Source organism: Psychroflexus sp. MES1-P1E, assembly GCF_002836055.1.
Classification (GTDB): Bacteria; Bacteroidota; Bacteroidia; order Flavobacteriales; family Flavobacteriaceae; genus Psychroflexus.
Genome location: NZ_PJBS01000229.1, coordinates 1 through 2751, shown reverse-complemented (window position 1 = coordinate 2751; position 2751 = coordinate 1). Strand labels below are relative to the sequence as shown.

Genomic DNA, 2751 nt, shown 5'->3' with positions numbered 1-2751 from the left:
AAATTAATTGCTAGTGCAAGCCTACTTACGAAAGTCCTCGCGGACTTTCTTGGTCGGTAATTATTTACTAAATTAGTTGCTTGAAACACGCAACAAACCATATACAAACACGTTAGCCACAAGCACGAAAAAACAGAATGAAAAAAGCAATTATAGTCGGAGCTTCTTCAGGAATTGGAAATGAACTTGCAAAAATTCTTGTTGAGAATGGATATGAAGTTGGTATTACAGGAAGACGGAAACCTGAATTAGAAAAAATGCGAGAAAGCAGACCAGAAAGTTACGTAATAAGCTCATTTGACTGTACAACAGAAAACAATACTGAAAAGCTAACTGATTTAACCAATAAATTAGGAGGTCTAAACCTTTTGATTTTGAGTTCAGGAACAGGAGATTTAAACGAAAAATTGAATTATGAAATTGAGAATAAGACTAACTTACTAAATGTTAATGCTTTTACAGAAATAGTTGATTGGACATTTAATTATTTTGAAAAGGAAGGAAAAGGTCATTTAGCCGCAATAAGTTCCATTGCAGGAATTCGAGGAAGCAGAATGGCACCAGCTTATAATGCTTCGAAAGCTTACCAGATAAACTATTTAGAAGGTCTAAGGCAAAAAGCGACAAAAACGAAGAAACCAATTTATGTGACTGACATTAGACCTGGATTTGTAGATACAGATATGGCTAAAGGAGAAGGACAATTCTGGGTAGCCACAAAAGAAAAAGCAGCTCAACAAATTTTTAAAATTATAAAAAGGAAAAAGAGTGTTGGATATGTAACGAAAAGATGGCGACTTATTGCAGGAATTTTAAAAAGACTTCCAAGTGGAATTTATAGAAGAATGTAAAATAAAGCCAGTGGCTAACAATGTATAAAAAACATAGGGCGTTTGTGCTAAACCGAAAGGTCTGTAAATATTAACAAAGTCCGCTAAATATAAAATTTGGCGTTTATAGAAGAAAAGATAAAAGCAAAATATTTATATTTAGCTAAGTAAAAAACCGAAACGAAAGTGCTTTTCACCTGCCCTACGTTTCTTATACTGAACGTTATGCTCAATTAAACTGAAATGAAAAGGATATTACCGGATGATAATTCATTGGCTCACTTGAAAGATGAGTTTTTCAATGAAAAAATTGAATTAGTGGAGCTCTTAATGTATCCATTGGAAACAAGGAACCCCTGGCATTTTGAGAAAATTGAGTGGACATTATTTGATACTTGGAGGAAGGTATGTAGCAATTATATGATAGACCATGAGTATCGATATATATATTTTGACTACTATCATTCATATGACAATCAAGAACCTTGGGAAGATGAAATTTCAGAGGTAAGGCGAGCTAAAGAAAATGCTCTCAAATGGATTGATAAAGCTAAAAATCAAATGGAGGAACTTTGTGGCGTTTTGTATTCTCAAATTGCAGATCGAAATTTATATCCTAAACATTATCCTAGATTTAAAGAGACCAACGAAAGAATGAGAACTAGGTCAAAGAAAGATGCAGTTCTTGCTCATAGTTATACTGTTCCTAATCAAACTCAGCTACTTGTTCAAGTGATTGAACACTTCTTTCCAATTATAGTAACTGAAAAGGATTCTGTTTTTATAATTGAAAGAGGTCAATTAACAGGATATTCAGAAGCAAAGGATTGCTCTAAATTGGTGTGTAAAATAAATAAAACGACAAACATTGTACACTTTTATCCAGTTCATGATGATGAGCTTTTCAAGTATAAGAAAACATATGACAACCCTGCAAAATCAAACGATCTTTTAATTTTAGATGAATTTGATGACAATGAGCATTTGAAAGGTGATACAATAAATAATTCCGTTGAAATTTTAGATTAACAACTAGGCTAAATAATTATATGTCAAAATTTGGGTTCATAGAGAAAAGTAAATTTGAAAAACTATTCGGAATGAGTTCTGGCTATGTTTTGGATTTTTCGGATAGAACTTTTCAAAAATTTATTGTAGAAGCTATCCGTATTGATATTTATGATGAAAAATACAATCATGGTTCTGGTTCTAAAGCGAATCGTTTAAGAGGATATTGGCTTACAGAAAGTAATTATAACATAGGTAAGTTATTAGAAAAACTTCTTGAATATTGGATACATAAGGTTCAAATGAAAGAATTGGACTATGGCCGATCAGATGAACTACTGTACGAAGAATGCTCTAAAATAACTCAACTTTTAAAGACAGAAAATCCTGTGAAGAATCTGGATGCCTTAACACCTAATTCTGATGAAAAAGATTTTACAGTTTTAGCTGAGGCAATTCGTGTAAGCATTGAGAAAAACGAACCAGAAAACGCTTTAGATAGACTACATACTTTTACAATTAAGTATATCAGACAACTTTGCGACAATCATGAGATAAATTACGATAAAGAAACTCCGCTTCATAGCTTATTTGGTGGATACATTAAATCAATTGACAAAAAAGGTTTAATAGAATCAGAAATGACAAGACGAATTCTTAAGTCATCAATATCGGTTTTGGAGGCGTTTAATGATGTTAGAAACAATAGCAGTTTTGCTCATGATAATCCCATTTTAAATTACAATGAAAGCATTCTAATTTTCAACGACATATCTAATGTTATTCGGTTTTTAGAAACGATTGAAAAACCAAAAGTTAAAGAGAAAGAAGTGGACGAAAACTGGGATGAATTACCATTTTAAAAATAAAAACGTTGTACAGTCGAGTAGGTAAAGGGGAGTTTCACCCCTTT

The 2751-nt window shown here is 32.2% G+C and carries 3 protein-coding genes; all 3 read left to right on the top strand.

Features of this window, described 5'->3' with window-relative positions; translation table 11 throughout:
* Positions 1 to 137: 137 nt before the first annotated feature.
* The 3 genes from CXF67_RS09130 to CXF67_RS09120 all read left to right on the top strand — a co-directional run bounded on the left by CXF67_RS09130 (position 138) and on the right by CXF67_RS09120 (position 2701).
* Positions 138 to 851, top strand: coding sequence for an SDR family NAD(P)-dependent oxidoreductase (locus CXF67_RS09130; RefSeq protein WP_102088477.1), 714 nt, complete (start codon positions 138 to 140; stop codon positions 849 to 851).
* 222 nt (positions 852 to 1073) lie between these two features.
* A complete protein-coding gene (locus CXF67_RS09125) occupies positions 1074 to 1859 on the top strand; it encodes a hypothetical protein (protein ID WP_102088476.1) in 786 nt (261 codons plus the stop codon).
* Between the two features lie 20 nt (positions 1860 to 1879).
* Positions 1880 to 2701 carry an abortive infection family protein gene (locus CXF67_RS09120; RefSeq protein WP_102088475.1) on the top strand — a complete coding sequence of 274 codons (822 nt, stop codon included), beginning with the start codon at positions 1880 to 1882 and terminating at the stop codon, positions 2699 to 2701.
* Positions 2702 to 2751: the final 50 nt, after the last annotated feature.